Source organism: Psychrobacillus insolitus (genome assembly GCF_003254155.1).
Taxonomy (GTDB): Bacteria; Bacillota; Bacilli; order Bacillales_A; family Planococcaceae; genus Psychrobacillus; species Psychrobacillus insolitus.
Genome location: NZ_QKZI01000001.1, coordinates 880,593 through 901,808, shown reverse-complemented (window position 1 = coordinate 901,808; position 21,216 = coordinate 880,593). Strand labels below are relative to the sequence as shown.

Sequence of the window (21,216 nt, the reverse complement as noted above, 5' to 3'; positions counted from 1 at the left end):
AATAGATAAAGTGGGGGGAATTGGATTGAAGAGAAAACAATTAAAATGGGTGGCTATTTTTAGTTTATTTATACTAATCATCCTATCGGCATGTAGTTCAGAAGAGGATGCAACTACTTCAACTGTGGATGAAACAGAAGGAGAAACAAGTGAAGAAGTTGTTGATGATACTACAAAGGATATGGGAGACTATGACTTTTTAAGTATTTTAACAGGTGGGACACAAGGAACTTATTATGCACTTGGAGGAACATTTGCAGATTTAATATCAACTGGTACTGAGGTTAAAACAACAGCTGAAGTTTCTCAAGCATCAGCTGCGAACATGACAGCTTTACAAAATGGTGAAGGTGAAATTGCTTTCGTACAAACGGATATTGCATATTATGCTACGGAAGGACTTCTAATGTTTGAAGGTCAAAAAATTGACTCGATATCAGCTTTAGGAGCACTTTACCCAGAAACTGTTCAATTAGTAACTCTTGCAGATTCAGGTATTACTTCATTTGAAAATTTAAAAGGAAAAAAAGTTTCGGTTGGTGCACCAGGTTCTGGTACTTATGCGAACGCGGAACAATTACTTGAAATTCACGGTTTAACGATGGATGACATCGAAGCCCAAAACTTAGATTTCGGTGAATCGACAGAAGGAATTCAATCTGGACAAATCGATGCTGCATTCATAACAGCTGGTTATCCAACAGGTGCTGTTGAAGCGTTAAACGCAACGAATAAGGTTTCTATCATTCCAGTAAGCGATGAAAAAGCTGATGCATTAATTAAAAAATATCCATATTATTCAAAGGATCTTATTCCTGCAGGGACTTACGGTTTAGAAGCTGAAGTACCAACAGTATCGGTACTTGCGATGATAGCTGTTAAAAAGGAGCTTCCAGAAGATCTTGTTTATGAAATTACAAAATCTATTTATGATAATACAGAAAAAATTAGCCATGCAAAAGGTGCATTCATAAAAGCAGAAACTGGATTAAGTGGAATCAATATTGAAGTTCACCCAGGAGCACAAAAATATTTCGATGAAGTAAACAAATAATCAAACAGAAAAAGAGGAGCTCTGTTGCGAATAGCTTCAGGCTCCTTTTCTTATAAAGTAGGACACTACATGAAAAAAAAACTTTTGGTACTTTTCATCTTTATTTGTATTAGCTTTTATTTTACTCCGCTTTGGTCGGTTTTTACTTTTACAGAGACTCGTAGTGAAAAGCCAAGCATCCACTATATATCGATGAATGCCGAAAAAGAGTTTCAATTTATTTTTACACATACTATTCATCTGACAGATGTCATTGAAAGTTATAAAGTGCTAGATTCGGAAGAAATTCTATTAATATCGATGCAATATACAGATGTAGCCATCGGTATGCCAGGGTACGCTGAAGAAGGTCAAACTCTGGAATATGAGAATGGAGTTTATACATTACGATACGACGAGTCTATTTTACCTAATTTCACACTACATATCGGTGATGTCAACTATGGCTTGAGTTTAAAGTATGGGGAAAAGAATTTTAATTTGAAAAAGGAACTTGTAAGAGGTAAGTCATACTTATTTGAAGTGAAGAAACTTTCTTTATATCAAAAAATGAAAGGAGTCAAATTAAATGGACGTTAAGAAAACCCCGAAACTGCAAGATAATCAGTATGAGGAATTATCTGCAGAAGAACAACAGGCCATTTTAGAAAAGTACGATATTGAATCGAATACACGTACTTTAGGTGGAGCTATGAAACATATTATTTACTTTGGATTAATGGCCTTTTCTTTATTTCAACTGTACACCGCTATTTTTGGTCAATTCCCAGCGCAAATCCAACGAACTGTTCATTTAGGATTCGGATTGGTATTTGTTTTCTTACTATTTCCAGCATCGAGGAAATTTTCAAAGAAAAAAATACCGTTTTATGATTATATTTTAGTTGCTGGTGCAATATTAGTCGGAAGTTATTGGACGGTAAACTATAATCGTTTAGTACAAAGCTTAGGGCAGTTAGAGCGAATGGATTTTATTGTAGGCCTAATTGCAGTAGTACTTGTATTAGAAGCATCAAGACGTGCAGTAGGTTTACCTATTATGATTATTGCATCATTATTTTTAATATATGCATATTGGGGACGTTATTTCCCAGACTTTATGGCGCATCGTGGACAAAGTATTGATAATATCGTCAATTTAATGTTCTTTACTACAGATGGGATATTAGGAACGCCACTTGCTGTTTCGTCGACATACATTTTCGCATTCTTATTATTCGGCGCATTTTTAGTAAAAACGGGTGTTGGTGAATATTTTAATGATCTATCCGTTGCGGTTGCCGGAAAGCTAATTGGTGGTCCTGCGAAAGTAGCGATATTCTCATCTGCTTTGCAAGGGACAATTTCAGGAAGTTCTGTAGCAAATGTCGTAACATCTGGTGCATATACAATTCCAATGATGAAGTCGCTCGGCTATAAGAAGGAATTTGCAGGTGCGGTAGAAGCAGCATCATCTACTGGTGGTCAGTTAATGCCTCCAATTATGGGAGCAGCTGCATTTTTAATGGTTGAATTTATCGGACGTGGAGTAACGTATTGGGACATTGCTAAAGCAGCAGCAATTCCTGCCTTACTTTATTTTGCAGGAATTTGGATTATGACTCACTTTGAAGCAAAACGTTTAGGACTTCGCGGGTTAACTGATGAGCAAATGCCAGATCGTAAAGAAATATTTAAAAAACTATATTTAATTTTACCGATTTTCTTAATTATCGTGTTAATGTTGGTTGGGGTTCCAGTCATTCACTCTGCATTATACGGTATAGTAGCATGTATAATAGTTGGGATGATTAATAAAGATACGAGAATAGGTTTTATTGATATTTTAGATGCATTAGTAGATGGGGCACGTACAGCATTAGCCGTAGTAATTGCTACAGCATGTGCTGGGATAATAGTAGGAGTTGTTGTAAAGACTGGACTAGGATTAAGTTTAGCAACTAACTTAGTTAAACTTGCCGGTGGAAGTATATTACTCACTTTGTTCTTTGTAATGATCGCATCACTTATTTTAGGGATGGGTGCTCCTACAACGGCGAACTATGTTATTACTTCGACGATTGCAGCACCAGCTATTATTACATTACTAGCTCCTGACATAGCTCAAGCCGCTATACCTATTACAGTGTTATTATCAGCGCATTTCTTCGTGTTCTATTTCGGAATTATCGCGGATATAACCCCACCGGTAGCACTAGCCGCCTTTGCGGCATCTGGAATTTCAGGTGGAGATCCAATTAAAACAGGTGTGGAAGCTTCGAAATTAGCGATAGCAGCTTTCATTATTCCTTATATGATTGTATTCTCTCCATCATTACTAATGATAGATACGACCGTACCTGAGATAATTTGGGTTACATTTACTGCCATGATCGGTATGATTTCGATTGGAGCAGGAATAGTTGGATATTGGTATCGTAAAGTAACATGGATTGAACGATTATTTGCAATTGGAGCAGGATTATTACTGATCTATCCAGAAAGCCTGTCAGATATTGTTGGATTAGTCATCTTTGTAATTTTGTTTGTGATTCAGTTATTAACACGTGAAAAGAATGATAAAAATAAAGAAGTTATCATTACAGGATAAGCTTACGAACGGGTCATTATTGGCTCGTTCTTTTTGTGAAGTGGAAATGGATATTCCGGACATAAATCTATCACAATTATTAGCCTTATTAATCTGTTTGAGAGCTACTTGTTGCTTTATGATAAAGATAGTGAAAAAAGATGACAAGGAAGGATAGGACCGATGTTAAAAAAAGCAGAGGAATTTATTCGCACATTTTACTGGGAAACTGAAAAAAGTGAACAACAATTTCAACAGCGTATGGATCAAATAGCAATGGAAATACATACAACAGGAACGTATATACATACAACCGATGAGCTAACGTATGGAGCAAAACTAGCTTGGCGTAATAGCAATAAATGCATTGGTCGATTATTTTGGCAAACTCTACATGTAATTGACAAAAGAGATAAGCATACTGAGCAAGAAATTTATGAAGCTTTACTGGAACATATTCAGTTCGCTACAAATGAAGGAAGAATAAAGCCGACTATTACTGTTTTTGACCCTAAATCTGTTCGGATTTGGAATCATCAATTGACTCGTTATGCTGGTTATATAACAGAAAATGGGGTAATTGGGGATTCAAGTTCTATCGACTTTACAAATCAATGTATTAGCCTAGGGTGGAAAGCAAAATGGGGAAGATTTGATATGCTACCACTGGTAATCCAAGTGGATAATAATCCGCCGATGTTATTTGAAATCCCAGAAGAATATTTAGTACAAGTTTCGATTCGTCATCCGGAGTTTGAATGGTTTAAGAATTTACAATTGAAGTGGTATGCAGTTCCGATGATTTCAGATATGAAATTAGATGTAGGGGGCATTTCATATATGGCTTCCCCATTTAATGGCTGGTATATGGGAACAGAAATTGGTGCAAGAAATTTGGCTGATGTTGAACGGTACAATATGCTTCCTAAAATAGCTGAGAAGATGGAGTTAAATACAAAATCGAATGCTTCTTTATGGAAAGATCGTGCGTTAGTTGAACTAAATGTTGCGGTATTACATTCTTTTAAAGAAGATGGCGTTAGCATTGTAGATCATCATACTGCGGCGCAACAATTTAAACGATTTGAAATAAATGAAGAAGAGGCAGGTCGTGATGTAACTGGGAACTGGACTTGGCTCATTCCACCGTTATCACCTGCAACCACGCATGTTTTTCACAAACCTTATAATAATGAAAAGAAAGATCCTAATTTTTCGTATCAAAAATGCCCGTTTACATAAAAAGAGGAATCAGCTTATTAATAAGCTGATTCCTTTTTCTATTAGATAAGAAAGTATAAGAGTTTCCTCGACTTCGAAAACAGGTTGTACGATTTTTGCTAGATCGCTCTGGACAGTACGAAAGACTTACACTTTAACTTAAAAGAAAAACAGGAGCTGAAGAAAATGACTGCGTCACTTTCTTCAGCTCCTCCTCATTTTAGTAATCATGTAGCTTACGACCGTCCGCCGCTCTCCAAAAATAATCGGAATCATTGTGTGAAAGCTTTGGTTAAGAAGAGAGGAACCGCATGCTTACCTAAAGAGGACGCCAAAGATGCAATTTTGGCTGTCATGTCACGTCTTACTTGGATGAATGCTTCTTCCTTTTTTAGAGACACTTCTAAATAGAATCTTATTTTCTTTTAGTAACTTATGTAGACAAGGAACTCTTCTATAAAAATAAGGAAGTATTATTTTATAGAAAAGCGGATGGCGCCTGAAATTGCATTTTCAGGCGCACTTTACTATGTAGAAAAGTATCTCTTCTTTTATTACCCAAAGCATTTGCTCTTTTCCCTTCAATGTTTTAGGGGAGCGACGGACAAACAATTGTAATAGGGTGACCGAAAAGATCGGGGGCTACGTGACACAGTCACGTAGCCCCCGATCTTTTTCTCGTTTATTCTAATACAAAAAGTTTCGTCCAAAGCGAACCGACAACGTTCATTTAGAAAAAGGGCGCTTGCGCTTTTCTAATTTGATAATGGAAATACATATCGATCTCTACCTGCGTGCATTCCTGACAAGAATAACAGGATTGCTGTTACGATAAACAGAATGATTGGGGAAAACCAGCTTCCAGTCTCCTCATGAAGTAGTCCGAAGAAAACTGGACCTACTGCAGCTAGTAAATAACCGATTGATTGAGCTGTTCCAGAAAGTTCGGCAGCTTGCATAGAAGTGCGTGAACGGAGAGAGAAAAACATCATAACTAATCCAAATGATGCACCTCCAGCTAAACCGATAGAAATCATCCAAACGATTGAAAGAGTTGCAGGTCCAACAAGTAATCCAGTGAATCCTATTAAATATAGAACAGTATAAATGACAACAAGTAGACGTTGATCTTTCAAACGGCCTGCGATTATTGGAACGATAAATGTCATTGGCAATTGTGAAAATTGCATAATGGATAACATCCAGCCAGATTTATCTGCGTCCATTCCTTGAGATTGCAAAATAGCAGGTATCCACGCAGCTGTTGTATAAAAAATAAGTGATTGTAATCCCATACATAATGTAATTGACCAAGTTAATGGGGATAATAGAATGGATTTTTGATTTTCTAATAATGGAACTTTTTGCGTTTCCGAAATTTGTTCCCGATTCTTTAATTGAGGAATCCAAACAATTATTGCAACGATGGCTAAAATTGCCCAAAATCCAAGAGCACCTTGCCAACCAAAAGAAGTACCATTAGCTATAGGGTAACTTAATCCAGCCCCAATTCCTCCACTTAAATTCATCGAAACAGTGAAAATAGCTGTCATTAAACCAACTTGTAATGGAAATTTCAATTTTATTAAACCGGGCAATAGTACATTTCCAAAAGAGATGGCTATACCGATTAAAGCTGTTCCTACAAGTAAGAAAGAAGTGGTACCTAAGGAACGCACAATAATTCCTAAAGCTAATAATATAATCGATAAAAACAAAGTCAATTCCATTCCAAAACGTCGTGAAATTTTTGGCGCGAAAGGTGAAATAATAGCAAATGCAAGCAGTGGTATAGTAGTGATAAATCCTGCCAAAACATTAGAAATAGCTAGTCCATCTCGAATAGAAGAAATAATAGGTCCTACTGCAGTAAGTGGCGATCTAAGTGTAATTGAGATAAAGACAATTCCGGCAACCAGTAAAATAATGCTCCATTTATTTTTCGCTTGTTCCTTTGGCAATCAAATTCTCTCCTATCAAATCTAAGTTTGAATATTATAGTCCTATGCATTCCTTCATTGTAAAAGCTTTCCAGAGGAAGGTCAATCGAACAAAGTCGAATGATGAACCGATTGGGCATATAGCGCATATGATGTTATGACTTGATTACAAGGAGGAAAAAAATGAAAAACTTACGACAAATTGTGACGAAAGCTGTAATTGCAAAAGGAAAGAAAAGAACGGAATCATGTGAAACGCTTCGACCACCAAATACACCATCTAGTATTTTAGGGTGCTGGGTTATCAATCATACGCACCAAGCGAAGAAAAATGGAAAGTATGTTGAAGTCACTGGAAAGTTCGATATAAATATTTGGTATGCTCATCATGATCATTCCAAAACTTCTGTATTTACGGAAGCAGTTAGCTATAAAGATAAAATTAAGTTAAACTACCGCGATCGTGAGTCTTCAGGAGAAGAAGTCTATGTGCGTGTCATTCAACAACCAAATTGTACGGAAGCAATTATTGTAGATGGATCTCAATTCCAAGTAACAGTAGAGAGAGAGCTTCTTGCAGAAATAGTAGGGGAAACAAAAGTATTTATTCAAGTAGAGGATCAAGAAATCGAAGAAGAATGGTCATTTAAAAACGAAAGTTCTTCCAGTTCATCTAGTTCTTCTCATGAACAGCACCCGTCATCCTCACTTTAAGTAGCCGGAGAGTACTTCCGGCTTTTTTTTCTGTGAATTTTGTTATAATAAAGAAAAGCGCAAGCACCTATCGGGGCAAGGTGCTGGAGTCTAGACAATAAGAAGAGAAGTATAGAAGAGAGAAGGACAACTTATGACAACACATACACCTATGATGCAACAATATTTAAAAATAAAAAGCGAATACATAGATGCATTTCTGTTTTTCCGTTTAGGAGATTTTTACGAATTGTTTAATGAAGATGCGATCAAAGCATCCGCTATTTTAGAAATCACTCTTACAAGTAGAAAAGATAATGTTCCCATGTGTGGAGTGCCACATCATGCTGCACAAGGCTATATTGAGAATCTGGTCAGTAAAGGATATAAAGTCGCTATTTGTGAACAAGTGGAAGATCCGCGAGAAGCAAAAGGTGTCGTGAAAAGGGAAGTAGTGCGCCTGGTGACGCCTGGGACTATGATGGAAGGAAAAGGGATGCACAATAAAACGAATTACTATATTGCATCTGCAGATCTTATATCCACAAATGAAGTTGCTTTTTCCTATTTAGATGTATCAACAGGAGATGGTTTCACAACGATCCTACATGGTGATGAGAAGGAAGTCGTACAAGAGTTACTATCCATCCAAGCTAAAGAGTTAATTGTCAGTGAGCAATTATTTGTATTGATTAATGATTTATCTGCCATTCATGACTTTACTTTATCGATTGAACACGAAGAGATCAGTGATTTAGAAGGAGAAAAGTATCTATTAAATCATCCTATAGAGGTACATCGAACAGTCAAACGCTTATTGCAATACATTCAAAAAACGCAAAAACGATCGCTCCTACATATACAAGCCTTTACTTTTCAAACGAGAGATTCTTTTTTGGTAATGGATTATCACTCCAAGCGAAATCTAGAGCTAATTTCATCAATTAGAAATGCAGATCAAAAAGGGACGCTTCTTTGGTTATTAGATGAAACGATTACGGCAATGGGAGGAAGAAAACTAAAACAATGGATTCACCAACCCCTAGCCAATAAAAAAGCGATAGAAGCACGCTTGGAGATAGTAACCAGTTTCTTAGACGACTTTATGTTGCGAGAAGAAACAAAAGAGTCATTTAAACAGGTGTATGATTTAGAGCGTTTAGTAGGAAGAATAGGTTTTGGTAATGCTGGAGGTAGAGACCTTGCACAGCTAAGACAATCACTTTCAATAATCCCGCTCATTAAAGGGCTATTAATGGATTCAACTGATAGTACATTACAAAAATTAGGGGATGCATTAGAAGACTGTCAGGATATTTGGAAGATTCTTGAAAAATCTATTAGTGAACATCCACCGATTGCTATAAAAGACGGTGGAGTCATTAATAATGGATATAACGAACGTTTAGATCAACTTAGAGATGCATCCGTTAACGGGAAAAAATGGATAGCGGAATTAGAAAAAAGAGAACGTGAAATTACAGGAGCAAAAAACTTAAAAATAGGGTATAACAGAATATTCGGCTATTATATAGAACTTACTAAATCTAATATTCATTTAGCGGATGAAGAAAGATATACGCGTAAACAAACATTAGCTAATGCCGAACGTTATATTACGGACGAGTTGAAAGAAAAAGAATCACTTATTCTTTCTGCAGAAGACGAAAGCCTACTTTTAGAATATGAACTATTTACACAATTAAGAGAAGAAATTAAAGAATATATCGCAAGGGTTCAAAAGCTTGCTAAACAAATTAGTGAACTAGATGTCTATATTTCATTTGCTCAAGTGGCTGAAAAATATCGTTTAACAAAACCCACCTTCCACGAGTCAAATGAGATGAATATAAAAGAAGGAAGGCATCCAGTTGTTGAGAAAATGATGAATAATCAGCTCTATGTACCGAATGATTGTATTTTAACGGAACAAGAAAATATGTTATTAATTACTGGACCCAATATGTCAGGTAAAAGTACATTTATGAGGCAAATAGCTATTACAGTAATCATGGCACAGATTGGCTGCTACGTACCCGCAGAGTCTGCTCAATTACCAATTGTAGATAAAATTTTCACCCGAATTGGAGCAGCGGATGATTTAGCAGGTGGGCAAAGTACATTTATGATTGAAATGATCGAATCTCAACATGCTATTATGAATGCCACTGAAAAAAGTTTGCTTTTATTCGATGAAATTGGTCGTGGAACTTCCACATATGACGGGATGAGTTTGGCACAAGCAATGATGGAGCATATTCATAATCATATTGGTGCAAATACTTTATTTTCAACCCATTATCATGAATTGACAGACCTAGAACAAACACTATCAAAATTACGTAATGTGCATGTATCTGCTACTGAAAAAGACGGGAAAGTTGTCTTTTTACATAAACTTAAAAGTGGCCCGGCAGATAAGAGTTATGGAATTCATGTGGCACAACTTGCTCAATTACCAGAAGAACTCATAAAAAGAGCGCGTGAAATACTCGAAACGTTTGAGGAAAAAGACAAAAAGGTTTCAGAGGTTTCTCAAGTAAAAGAAGCACAATTGTCATTTTTTGATGAACAGATGGAACATCCGACTAAAAAAACTAGTCAAGAAAATAGTGCATCTGAAAAGATTGTGAAGAAACTCAAGAAAATAAATATTTCAGGAACAACACCTCTTGAAGCATTACAGTTATTATTTGAACTTCAAAATGAAATAGAATAAAGCATATTAATTCCTGAAGGTGGTGAAGGATAGACATGGGAAATATTATTGTTATGGATGAATTACTTTCCAATAAAATTGCAGCTGGTGAAGTAGTAGAACGGCCAGCCTCGGTAGTAAAAGAACTTGTAGAAAATGCAATCGATGCAGGCAGCACATCTATTGAAATTTCATTGGATGAAGCAGGGCTAACGAAGATTCAAGTAACTGACAATGGAAAAGGCATGGACACGGATGACGCCATGCAAGCATTTTCTAGACATGCTACCTCCAAGATTAAAACAGAGCATGATTTGTTTCGTATACGATCACTAGGTTTTCGAGGAGAAGCTCTTGCGAGTATAGCTTCTGTGTCAAAGATTAGCTTATGGACTTCAGATGGAGAAAATGTGGGGACAAAAGTCGAATTAGAAGGTGGACGAATTTTATCCAGTTCACCTGCTTCGATTAGAAGAGGTACAGACATAACAGTCAATCAACTTTTTTATAATACACCTGCACGTTTGAAGTATTTAAAAACCATTCAAACAGAACTTGGCCATTCTATTGACTTGATCAACAGATTAGCGATTAGCTTTCCTAACATTGCATTCAAATTATCGAATAACAATCAATTAATTCTTCAAACAAGTGGTCGTGGAGATTTAAGACAAGTGCTAGCATCTATTTACGGTGTATCGAACGTAAAGAAAATGGTTCCTTTTGAAAGTGAATCAGCAGATTTTCATATTTCTGGATTTGCAACATTACCAGAAATTACACGTGCCTCAAAAAACTATATAACTATTCTTGTAAATGGACGTTGGGTAAAACATTACGGCTTAAATAATGCAATCGTGGATGCCTATCATACATTGTTACCGATAGGAAGATTTCCAATTGTTGTATTAAATATTGAAACGGATCCAATGTTAACCGATGTCAATGTACATCCTGCTAAACATCAAGTCCGATTAAGTAAAGAACAAGAATTGATGGAGCTGGTAAGAAAAACCGTTCGTACGGTTATTCATCGAATACAACAGCCACCTGAAATAAAAGAAAAGCTTGAAGTGAAGAAGCAGCCATCGCAGCAATTTGATTTCTTTAAACAAACATATAAAGCACCTGAACAAGCAGAACAAGAGGTTTCGGTAGAAAAAAGACAGCCTACTTTAATATTTGAAGAAATGGAACCTTTAGAAGAAATGTTAATAGAGGAATTTATTGAAACTAAACAGCCGTTTCCAGATTTACATGTTGTAGGGCAAATTCATGGTACATATATCGTTGCCCAAAGTGATGATGGCTTTTATTTAATTGATCAACATGCTGCACAAGAGCGTGTTAAATATGAGTTTTACAAAGAAAAAGTAGGAGTAGTTGACGAAAGTGAAAGACAGGCATTACTACTTCCACTCACTTTTCATTATTCACTTGATGAAGCCTACCGAATTAAAGAATCTTTACAAGAATTAAACGCGGTTGGAATTTTCTTAGAAGAATTTGGTTCTTCCAGTTTTGTTGTTAGAGAATATCCAACTTGGTTTCCAAAGGGACAGGAAACCAAAGTTATCGAGAATTTAATCGAACAAATTTTAGCAAATAAAAAGGCAGACATAAAAAAATTAAGAGAAGAAGCGGCAATTATGATGAGCTGTAAACTTTCAATAAAAGCCAATCATTATTTAACTACAAATGATATGGAGAAGTTACTCGAAAGTTTAAAAAATTGTCAGCATCCATTAACATGTCCGCACGGTAGACCTGTTATTGTGCATTTTTCTACGTATGAAATTGAAAAGATGTTCAAAAGAGTCATGTAGGAGGGATTGTATGGGGAAATATATTTTATCAATCGACCAAGGAACTACTAGCTCGAGAGCAATACTATTTAATAAACAAGGAAATATTGTACACGCTGCTCAAAAGGAATTTAAACAGTACTTTCCTAAATCTGGGTGGGTAGAGCATGATGCTAGAGAAATATGGGGTTCCGTATTAGCTGTATTAGCTGCAGTTTTAACAGAAAGTGGCAATCAACCCGAAGATATACATGCAATAGGCATAACAAATCAACGAGAAACAACCGTCATCTGGAATAAAAAAACAGGAAAGCCTGTGTACAATGCGATCGTTTGGCAATCACGTCAAACGCAGGGCATCATAGATGAATTAAAAAACCAAAATTTAGATGCATTTTTTAAAGAGAAGACAGGTCTTATGCTAGATCCTTATTTCTCTGCAACAAAAGTAAAATGGATTTTAGATAATGTAGAGGGCGCAAGAGAACAAGCCGAAGCTGGTGAATTATTATTTGGAACTATTGACACGTGGTTGATTTGGAAATTATCAAATGGGAAAGTGCATGTGACTGATTATTCTAATGCTTCGAGAACTATGCTTTACAATATTTACGAGCAACAGTGGGATCAAGAGATTTGTGAAAAACTAAATATTCCTATGAGTCTGTTACCTAAAGTAGCATCTTCCTCGGAAGTTTATGCACAAACGGATCCATCCGTATTTTTTGGAAAACAAATAGATATCGCAGGTGCTGCGGGGGATCAGCAAGCAGCTCTCTTTGGGCAATGTTGCTTTGAAAAAGGGATGGCTAAGAATACGTATGGAACTGGCTGCTTTATGCTTTTAAATACTGGTGAAGAAGCAATTGCATCTCCATCGGGTTTATTAACCACAATAGCATGGGGGTTAAATGGAAAAGTAACCTATGCTTTGGAAGGTAGTGTATTTGTTGCGGGCTCTGCTATTCAGTGGTTACGTGATGGACTTCGAATGGTGAAAAAAGCTTCTGACTCGGAGAATTATGCTAAACGTGTAGATTCGACAGAAGGTGTATATGTTGTGCCTGCATTTGTAGGTCTAGGAACTCCTTATTGGGATTCAGACGCTAGAGGTGCAATCTTTGGATTAACTAGAGGAACAACGAAAGAGCATTTTATCCGTGCTACGCTCGAATCGCTTGCATATCAAACAAAAGATGTACTAGCTACGATGGAAAAGGATTCAGGTGTAAATGTGGAAATCCTTCGAGTAGATGGTGGTGCTGTTGGAAACGAATTCCTCATGCAGTTCCAAAGTGATATGCTCGATTTGCCAGTTGAATTAGCGAAACTAAACGAAACAACTGCACTAGGAGCTGCTTTTTTAGCAGGTCTCGCAACAGGATTTTGGAAAGATGAACATGAACTTATAAAAATGCGTGAAAGTCAAAAATTATATGAACCAAAAATGGATGACAAGAATCGCAATCATTTATATTCCGGGTGGAAAAAAGCGGTGGAAGCTACACGGGTATTTAAAGTTTCAGATGAAGGGGTGGAATAAATGCAGTCTTCAGTGGAACGAAAACAAATAGTAAATACATTAAATTTTTATGAATTTGATGTATTAGTAATTGGTGGAGGCATAACTGGAGCTGGAATAGCTCTCGATGCAGTTACAAGAGGGATGTCTGTTGCTCTTGTGGAAATGCAAGATTTTGCAGCCGGAACTTCAAGTAGATCTACTAAACTTGTACACGGTGGTCTTCGCTATTTAAAACAGTTTGAAGTAAAAACAGTTGCGGAAATTGGGAAAGAACGAGAAATTGTTTATGAAAATGCGGTACATGTAACAGAGCCTGAATGGATGTTATTACCATTCCATAAGAAAGGCACTTTTGGCCCTTTTACTACATCTGCTGGACTTAAGATGTATGACTTTTTAGCAGGAGTAAAAAAAGAAGAGCGTAGACAAATGCTGAGTGCAGAAGAAACATTACGAAAAGAACCATTAGTAAAAAGCAAGGACCTTATAGGGGCTGGGTATTATGTAGAATATCGAACAGATGACGCTCGTTTAACAATTGAAGTTATTAAAAAAGCGATTGAAAAAGGTGCAGTTTGTTTAAATTATACAAAAGTAAAATCCTTTATATACAACGATGAAAATAAAATAATCGGCGCCGAAGTTTTAGATTTGGTGACGAATAAAAGAATTGTAATTCATGCTAAAAAAATCGTTAATGCGACTGGACCTTGGGTAGACTCAGTTAGAGCACTAGATTCTATTGAAAACAATAAAAGATTAAAATTAACAAAAGGTATTCATATTGTTATTGATCAAAAGCATTTCCCGTTGAGGCAAGCCATTTACTTTGATACACCAGATAAACGAATGGTATTTGCTATTCCAAGAGATGGAAAAACGTATATTGGGACAACAGACACCTTCTTTGAAGAGGATATACAAAATCCTATCGCAAACCAAGAGGATGTGGATTACTTAATAGGTGCCATTCATTATATGTTTCCAAATGTGACGATCTCATCAGAGGATGTGGAATCGACATGGGCAGGAGTTCGGCCACTTATTTATGAGGATGGTAAAAATCCATCTGAAATTTCTCGAAAAGATGAAGTTTGGCAATCACTTGCAGGGTTATTTACGATTGCTGGCGGAAAACTGACAGGGTATCGTAAAATGGCAGAGTCCATTGTAAATGCTATCGCCAAACAATTGGGTGAAGAACAATATGGTCCTTGTGTAACGAAACATTTACTACTTTCAGGTGGTGATGTTGGGGGTTCTACTCAATTTGAGTCTTTTATTGCTAAAAAGCAAGAACTTGCAGAGTCTTATGGGCTTTCAAGAGGAGAAGGTAGAGAGCTTGCAAAGTTATATGGATCAAATGTGGATAGAGTATTTCAATATGCACACATTTTACAATCCGTTAAAACATCATCTTTGCCATTAAGTCTATTAGCACAAATTTACTATGCAATCCATTATGAAATGGCCTATTCTCCAGCAGACTTTTTAGTGCGTAGAACCAGCATGCTGTATTTTAAGGTAGATCTTTATGCAACTTATAAAGACGAAGTATTGAAAGTGATGGAAGACCTATTACATTATTCGGAACAAGAAACAAAGAATTTTCAAAAACAATTGGACAAATTGTATGAACAAGCAACTTTAAAAGAGGGTAGGGGTGCTCATTGAAATCGATTCTTGAAGTAGAAATGTCTGATCACCATCATATTCATGTTGTAAAATATGTACCCGACCAAGCTCCAATCGGACATATACATCTCTTGCATGGAATGGCAGAACATATAGAAAGATATGATGAATTCGCACAATTCTTAGTTGGAAAAGGCTTTTTAGTTAGTGGTCATGATCACCGAGGCCATGGGAAAACAGCAGAAAAAAATGGTGAATTAGGATATTTTGCTGAATCGAATGGATTTGAAAGAGTAACAGAAGATGTAAGAGAAGTATTGCTTAAAGTTCGGGAAGAATTAGCTGAAGTACCGCTAATATTAATAGGACATAGCATGGGTTCTTTTATCACACGGAGATATATGCAAAAATACAGTGACTCCTTAAGTAAAGTAATTCTTTGTGGAACTGCTTTTAGTCCTAATATTCAAAGAGAATTGGGATTAGTAGTTGGCAAAATTGCATCTTTGGTTGAAACTCCAAAAACGGATAGTGAAATATTGAACAAGCTTGTATTTGGTGACTTTAATAAGCAAATAAAAGAACCTCAAACACCTTTTGATTGGTTAAATAAAAATGCGGATGAAGTGAAAAAATACATGGATGATCCTTTATGTGGATTTATCTCATCCAATCAATTTTATATAGATCTCTTTAGTGGACTAAAAGCTATTCATAAAAAAAGCGAAATTGATAAAATAAAGAAAGATTTACCTGTTTTGATAATAGGTGGTGCACAAGATCCGGTCGGAAATAATGGAAAAGACTTATTTAAAGTAGCGAAAGGTTTGACAGACGCAGGTATGAAAAATGTAACCGTACAATTAGTGGAAGAAAGTAGACATGAAATTTTATTAGAGTTAAATAAATTAGAAACGTTTCGTGTATGTTATAAATGGTTGATCAACAATGAATAAAACACCCTTTGTAATTGCAATAGTAGGTCCGACTGCTGTCGGAAAAACTGCTCTCAGCATTGAACTCGCGAAAGCGTTTAATGGAGAGATTATTAACGGAGATTCCATGCAAATTTATCGTGGGCTCTCCATCGGGACTGCTAAAATTTTAGAAAAAGAAATGGAAGGAATTCCGCATCACTTATTGGATATAAAAGATCCTACGGAAAGCTTTTCAGTAGCTGAATACCAACGACTAGTTAGAACTCAAATTGATGAAATTGCTTCACGAGGAAAATTGCCTATAATTGTTGGTGGTACGGGATTATATATACAATCTGTTTTATATGATTTTCGCTTTACGGAAGAGAAAAAGACAGATACTAAGTTAGTGGAAAAATTAGAACGGCTATCTTCAGAAGAACTGTATAACCGGTTAATTGAACTTGATCCAGTAGCAGCACATGAAATTCATCCAAATAATATTCAACGGGTAATACGTGCTATAGAGCGAGTTGAGTTAAGTGGAAAACAAAAAAGTGATATTGACCAAAATCAAGGAAACGAGCCACTCTATCCTCACTATATTATCGGTCTGACGATTGATAGAGAAATTCTTTATGAACGGATCAATAAGCGGGTAGATATGATGATGGAAAAAGGGTTATTAAATGAAGTGCAAGGCCTTTATGAACAAAACATTCGTGATGTACAGTCGATTCAAGCAATTGGCTATAAAGAGCTATATGCTTATTTGGATGGAAAAAGTTCATTAGAAGATGCCTTAGTCGACTTAAAACAAAACTCCCGTAGATATGCAAAACGGCAATTAACCTATTTTAGGAACAAAATGGACATTCATTGGTATGATCCTTTTACTGATTCCCAAAAGATTAAAGAAGAAACTAGTGAAATTTTAAAGGAGTTTTATTAATTAAGGCGAATAGTATATTTATGTGCGTTTAAAAATTTTAGATTGAACAATTGGAGGATGTAGTATGAAGCCTATGAATATTCAAGACATCTATTTAAATCAGCTAAGAAAGAATGAAATTTTTGTAACGGTATTTTTATTAAATGGCTTCCAACTAAAAGGATTAGTAAAGTCATATGATAATTTTACTGTTCTATTTGAATCCGATGGAAAGCAACAGTTAATTTATAAGCATGCAATTTCTACATTTGCGCCCTCTAAAACAGTGAATATTAGCGCCGAATAGTTTGGATTAATTGACTTTTGGGTGGAGTCCAATTATTATTTGTAGGAATATAAATGGAAAGTGGCGATTAAAGTATGAATCTTATTACAACAGAAGAACTTCTTCAAAAATTAGATGCAGGTGAAAAACTAAGTATCATTGATGTGCGTGAAAGTGATGAAGTAGCTACTGGAATTATTCCAGGTGCAAAACATATTCCACTTGGTCAAGTAGAAACAAGCATGGATGAAATTGACTCATCAGTTCCACAGTATATTATTTGTAAAGCTGGAGGACGTAGTGCAATGGCGTGCGAAATTCTAGAAGCAAATGGATTTGAGGTTACCAATATAGTAGGTGGTATGCTAGATTGGGAAGGCGAAAAGCGATTTTAACTTAAAGTAACACACGTTTGTCTTTTAGACAGACGGAAAGGCTAATTTCATTCAACTGAGATTAGTCTTTTCTAATTGTGTAAAAAATATTAGTACTGGAGAGATTCACATGACTTTTACAACAACTTTATCAAGTGAGGTTTTAGAATTAGCCAAGCGTGCGGAAGAAAAGATTGCAGCGTTTCATAAAAATGTGGAGGAAACAGCATTTTTAAATCAACAAAAAGTAATACACGCATTTAAAACGCACCAAGTGAGTGATCACCACTTTCATCCTTCCAATGGTTATGGATACGATGATGAGGGAAGAGATACTTTAGAAAAAGTGTATGCAACAACTTTTGGTGCAGAAGCTGCGCTAGTACGTCCACAAATTATTTCAGGAACGCACGCAATTTCTATTAGTTTATTTGGTGTATTACGTCCAAATGATGAATTACTATACATAACAGGTAAACCATATGACACACTTCAGTCAATTGTAAGTGGTGGTGAAGAGGATACAGGTTCACTAGCTGACTTTGGAATTAGCTATCAGCATGTAGATTTATTGCCGTCTGGTGCAGTGAATTGGGAAGTTGTAGAGCAATCGGTTAATAGCAAGACAAAAGTAATCGCGATCCAGCGTTCAAAAGGATATGCTAATCGACCATCGTTTAGAGTAGATCAAATAAAAGAAATGGTTATAAAGATTCGAACAATCAAAGAAGATGCGATTATTTTTGTGGATAATTGTTATGGAGAATTTGTTGAAGAACTTGAACCTACCAATGTAGGAGTGGATTTAATGGCAGGTTCACTAATAAAAAATCCAGGTGGCGGACTTGCGAAAACAGGTGGATATATTGCGGGTAAAAGTGAATTTGTTACGAAGTGTGCATATCGAATGACTTCACCAGGAATTGGAGCAGAAGCAGGTGCTTCCCTGAATACTTTGTTGGATATGTACCAAGGATTTTTCTTGGCCCCACATGTAGTATCACAAGCTGTAAAAGGCGCCATTTTTACGTCGGCAGTCTTAGCGGAAGTTGGTATGAATACTGAGCCGCATTATTCACACAAAAGAACGGATTTAATTCAATCGGTTTCGTTCCAAACCGCGGCTCAAATGATTCAATTTTGCAGAGCAATTCAGTTACACTCCCCTGTAAATGCTCAATTTGCGCCCGAACCAGCATATATGCCAGGCTATGAAGACGATGTCATTATGGCGGCAGGCACATTCATCCAAGGTTCGAGTATGGAGTTAACGGCTGATGGTCCAATCAGACCTCCTTTTACTGCATATATACAAGGTGGTTTAACATATGAACATGTGAAATATGCCATTTTAGGTGCAGTTCAAACACTTAACATATAAGGATTTAGAACACACATTATAAGTAAAATTAAATTCATGTAAGTTTTTCTGACATATTGTTGACAGCAAAGCTAACAATGCTTTATAATAAGTATATCCTATAGGGGGGTAGCAGCGATGGAAAAACAATGGAGACGTTCAATGCCACTATTATCCATGAATATCGTTATGCAGCTAACTGGTTTAACAGCTAGGCAAATTAGATACTACGAAGAACAAGAACTAATTGAGCCTGCGCGTACTGAAGGAAAGCAACGAATGTTTTCTTTAGATGACATCGATGTTCTATTAGAAATTAAAGATTTATTGAAAACTGGAGTAAATATAGCTGGGATCAAACAAATATTTGAAATGAAAAACAGTTCTGCTGCAAGTAAAGCGGTAAAACGGGTAATTACAGATACGGAACTGCGAGCGATTGTGAAAGAAGAAATGCAACTCGCACACCGTCAACAACGAGCATCACTTAGACAAGGGGACCTATCTCGCTTCTATCGTTAAGTGAGGTTCACATAAAACTAAATATTAGGAGAGTGAAATAATGAGCAAGTTTACAAAAGAAGATATCAAAAAGTTAGTTCTAGAACACAAGGTGAATTATATTCGTCTTCAATTTACAGACATTTTAGGTACTATTAAAAATGTTGAAATTCCAGTGAGTCAGCTCGATAAAGCTCTTGATAATAAAATGATGTTTGACGGCTCTTCGATTGAAGGATTTGTTAGAATTGAAGAATCAGATATGTACTTATTCCCAGATTTAGATACGTGGGTTGTCTTCCCATGGATTACTGGAACAGGTAAAGTTGCTCGTTTAATTTGTGATGTATACAAAGCTGATGGAACTCCATTCGCTGGGGATCCACGTAACAATTTAAAACGCGTTTTGAAAGAGATGGAAGAATTAGGATTTACACATTTCAATCTAGGTCCTGAACCAGAATTTTTCTTGTTCAAACTAGATGAAAAAGGGGAACCTACATTAGAACTTAATGATAGCGGTGGATATTTTGACTTAGCACCGGTAGATCTTGGAGAAAATTGTCGTCGTGATATCGTGCTAGAACTAGAAGAGATGGGCTTTGAAGTTGAAGCATCTCATCATGAAGTAGCTCCTGGACAACACGAGATTGACTTTAAATATGCGGATGCAGTTACAGCATGTGATAATATTCAAACATTTAAATTGGTTGTAAAAACAATTGCTCGCAAACATGGTTTACATGCTACTTTCATGCCGAAACCACTATTTGGTGTTAGTGGTTCAGGAATGCACTGTAATGTTTCATTGTTTAACGGAAATGTAAATGCCTTTTTTGATGATACAACAGAACTTAAATTAAGTGAAACAGCAATGCAATTCATGGCGGGTGTCTTAAAACATGTTCAAGCATTCACAGCGGTTACTAATCCTACTGTTAACTCATATAAACGTTTGGTACCTGGATATGAAGCGCCTTGTTATGTTGCTTGGTCAGGGCAAAATAGAAGTCCGTTAATCCGTATCCCAGCTTCAAGAGGGTTAAGTACTCGTGTAGAAGTACGTTCAGTAGACCCTGCAGCTAATCCTTACCTTGCAATAGCAGTTATTTTACAAGCAGGTCTTGATGGTATTAAAAATAAATTAACACCACCAGCATCAGTAGATCGTAATATTTATACAATGACAGAAGAAGAGAGAATTGAAGTAGGTATTTATAACTTACCAACAAATCTTCATGCTGCTGTTGTTGAATTAAGTAAATCTGAAGTAATTCGCGGAGCTTTAGGAGAACATATTTATGCTAACTTCATAGAAGCTAAAGAAATTGAATGGGATATGTTCCGTACAGCTGTACACCCATGGGAACGTGAGCAATACCTAAAAATGTATTAATAGTAAAGCGTTGGAGCTCTAAGCTTCCAACGCTTTTTTGTTTTATAATGTGGTTCTTACTAAGATTTTTATTACTACCATATTTCTGCAACAAAATCTATAAATCTCTGTAACCAAATATAGTACTTTTAAAGCATTGGAGCCCTGAGCTTCCAATGCTTTTTGATTTCAAGGTTTATCCTCTAAATAGTAAAATTGAATGATATTACACACTAAACTGGGGATACTTCAAATATCAACAATTCAAATCAGTGGAATGGTGTATAAAAACAACTATTTATTTGAGTAAAAATGGTTGACTAATATATAGT

At 36.2% G+C, this 21,216-nt stretch carries 18 protein-coding genes; 17 read left to right on the top strand and 1 reads right to left on the bottom strand.

Annotated elements, in window-relative coordinates; all coding sequences use genetic code 11:
- The first annotated feature begins 25 nt into the window (after nucleotides 1–25).
- From C7437_RS04435 to C7437_RS04415, 5 genes are all read left to right on the top strand, one after another.
- Nucleotides 26–1,054 carry a TAXI family TRAP transporter solute-binding subunit gene (locus C7437_RS04435; RefSeq protein WP_245909208.1) on the top strand — a complete coding sequence of 343 codons (1,029 nt, stop codon included), beginning with the start codon at nucleotides 26–28 and terminating at the stop codon, nucleotides 1,052–1,054.
- A 69-nt stretch (nucleotides 1,055–1,123) separates the two neighbouring features.
- Nucleotides 1,124–1,633 carry a DUF1850 domain-containing protein gene (locus C7437_RS04430; RefSeq protein WP_111438994.1) on the top strand — a complete coding sequence of 170 codons (510 nt, stop codon included), beginning with the start codon at nucleotides 1,124–1,126 and terminating at the stop codon, nucleotides 1,631–1,633.
- On the top strand, nucleotides 1,623–3,644 hold the full coding sequence (locus tag C7437_RS04425; RefSeq protein WP_111438411.1) for a TRAP transporter permease: 2,022 nt from the start codon (nucleotides 1,623–1,625) through the stop codon (nucleotides 3,642–3,644). The genes C7437_RS04430 and C7437_RS04425 overlap by 11 nt, the downstream gene beginning before the upstream one ends.
- A 162-nt stretch (nucleotides 3,645–3,806) precedes the next feature.
- A complete protein-coding gene (locus C7437_RS04420) occupies nucleotides 3,807–4,865 on the top strand; it encodes a nitric oxide synthase oxygenase (protein ID WP_111438410.1) in 1,059 nt (352 codons plus the stop codon).
- Between the two features lie 165 nt (nucleotides 4,866–5,030).
- Nucleotides 5,031–5,255, top strand: coding sequence for a hypothetical protein (locus C7437_RS04415; RefSeq protein ID WP_111438409.1), 225 nt, complete (start codon nucleotides 5,031–5,033; stop codon nucleotides 5,253–5,255).
- A 344-nt stretch (nucleotides 5,256–5,599) separates the two neighbouring features.
- On the opposite strand, the gene C7437_RS04410 is transcribed toward C7437_RS04415, so the two are convergent.
- Nucleotides 5,600–6,805 carry a CynX/NimT family MFS transporter gene (locus C7437_RS04410; RefSeq protein WP_111438408.1) on the bottom strand — a complete coding sequence of 402 codons (1,206 nt, stop codon included), beginning with the start codon at nucleotides 6,803–6,805 and terminating at the stop codon, nucleotides 5,600–5,602.
- 162 nt (nucleotides 6,806–6,967) lie between these two features.
- Here C7437_RS04410 and cotE point away from each other — a divergent pair, with 162 nt between their 5' ends.
- The 12 genes from cotE to glnA all read left to right on the top strand — a co-directional run bounded on the left by cotE (nucleotide 6,968) and on the right by glnA (nucleotide 20,905).
- Nucleotides 6,968–7,498, top strand: coding sequence for an outer spore coat protein CotE (gene cotE / locus C7437_RS04405; RefSeq protein ID WP_111438407.1), 531 nt, complete (start codon nucleotides 6,968–6,970; stop codon nucleotides 7,496–7,498).
- A gap of 133 nt (nucleotides 7,499–7,631) precedes the next feature.
- On the top strand, nucleotides 7,632–10,196 hold the full coding sequence (gene mutS, locus C7437_RS04400) for a DNA mismatch repair protein MutS (protein WP_111438406.1): 2,565 nt from the start codon (nucleotides 7,632–7,634) through the stop codon (nucleotides 10,194–10,196).
- Nucleotides 10,197–10,231: 35 nt separating this feature from the next.
- The gene (mutL, locus tag C7437_RS04395) at nucleotides 10,232–12,001 is read left to right on the top strand and encodes a DNA mismatch repair endonuclease MutL (RefSeq protein WP_111438405.1); all 1,770 of its coding nucleotides are present in this window, start codon (nucleotides 10,232–10,234) and stop codon (nucleotides 11,999–12,001) included.
- Nucleotides 12,002–12,011: 10 nt separating this feature from the next.
- Nucleotides 12,012–13,523, top strand: coding sequence for a glycerol kinase GlpK (gene glpK, locus C7437_RS04390; protein WP_111438404.1), 1,512 nt, complete (start codon nucleotides 12,012–12,014; stop codon nucleotides 13,521–13,523).
- Nucleotides 13,524–15,179 (top strand): glycerol-3-phosphate dehydrogenase/oxidase, encoded by a 1,656-nt coding sequence (locus C7437_RS04385; protein WP_111438403.1) that lies wholly within the window; start codon nucleotides 13,524–13,526, stop codon nucleotides 15,177–15,179.
- Nucleotides 15,176–16,096, top strand: a complete 921-nt coding sequence (locus tag C7437_RS04380) for an alpha/beta fold hydrolase (RefSeq protein WP_245909207.1) — start codon at nucleotides 15,176–15,178, stop codon at nucleotides 16,094–16,096. Before C7437_RS04385 ends, C7437_RS04380 begins: the two co-directional genes overlap by 4 nt.
- Complete coding sequence (gene miaA / locus C7437_RS04375) at nucleotides 16,089–17,009, top strand: tRNA (adenosine(37)-N6)-dimethylallyltransferase MiaA (protein ID WP_111438402.1); 921 nt, start codon at nucleotides 16,089–16,091, stop codon at nucleotides 17,007–17,009. The genes C7437_RS04380 and miaA overlap by 8 nt, the downstream gene beginning before the upstream one ends.
- A 64-nt stretch (nucleotides 17,010–17,073) precedes the next feature.
- Nucleotides 17,074–17,295 carry an RNA chaperone Hfq gene (gene hfq, locus C7437_RS04370; protein ID WP_111438401.1) on the top strand — a complete coding sequence of 74 codons (222 nt, stop codon included), beginning with the start codon at nucleotides 17,074–17,076 and terminating at the stop codon, nucleotides 17,293–17,295.
- 74 nt (nucleotides 17,296–17,369) lie between these two features.
- Nucleotides 17,370–17,669 carry a rhodanese-like domain-containing protein gene (locus C7437_RS04365; RefSeq protein ID WP_111438400.1) on the top strand — a complete coding sequence of 100 codons (300 nt, stop codon included), beginning with the start codon at nucleotides 17,370–17,372 and terminating at the stop codon, nucleotides 17,667–17,669.
- A 109-nt stretch (nucleotides 17,670–17,778) separates the two neighbouring features.
- Nucleotides 17,779–19,029 carry a methionine gamma-lyase family protein gene (locus tag C7437_RS04360; protein ID WP_111438399.1) on the top strand — a complete coding sequence of 417 codons (1,251 nt, stop codon included), beginning with the start codon at nucleotides 17,779–17,781 and terminating at the stop codon, nucleotides 19,027–19,029.
- A gap of 117 nt (nucleotides 19,030–19,146) precedes the next feature.
- Nucleotides 19,147–19,530: a MerR family transcriptional regulator gene (locus C7437_RS04355; protein ID WP_111438398.1), complete on the top strand. Its 384-nt coding sequence runs from the start codon at nucleotides 19,147–19,149 to the stop codon at nucleotides 19,528–19,530.
- Between the two features lie 40 nt (nucleotides 19,531–19,570).
- On the top strand, nucleotides 19,571–20,905 hold the full coding sequence (gene glnA, locus C7437_RS04350; RefSeq protein ID WP_111438397.1) for a type I glutamate--ammonia ligase: 1,335 nt from the start codon (nucleotides 19,571–19,573) through the stop codon (nucleotides 20,903–20,905).
- Nucleotides 20,906–21,216: the final 311 nt, after the last annotated feature.